The following is a 237-nucleotide window of genomic DNA, read 5'->3' as shown; positions in this document are numbered from 1 at the left end:
GATGTTGAATTTCTATCGGGAAACCCCGGATGAGATGCCAAAAGGTAGCAAACCTCATTATCAAATCATCTTCTCTACTGTCATTGACAACTACCCAACCGAAGATGAATTAGCGGATGCAAAACGCATCAATCAGCTATTAGAAAATTATATCCGTATCGACACGACCCAATACATGTTGTTTCATCGTCTCTATAAAACTCATACTACTGGTATCCGCTATTACCGCTAATTTTG

The 237-nt window shown here is 39.2% G+C and carries 1 pseudogene; it reads left to right on the top strand.

Features of this window, described 5'->3' with window-relative positions:
* Nucleotides 1-232 (top strand): annotated as a pseudogene (locus tag CVH10_RS24370) (hypothetical protein); the annotation flags it as partial.
* Nucleotides 233-237: the final 5 nt, after the last annotated feature.

The organism is Halomonas sp. ND22Bw (assembly GCF_003011945.1).
GTDB classification, from domain to species: domain Bacteria; phylum Pseudomonadota; class Gammaproteobacteria; order Pseudomonadales; family Halomonadaceae; genus Halomonas; species Halomonas halophila.
This window is presented reverse-complemented; position numbering and strand designations above follow the sequence as displayed.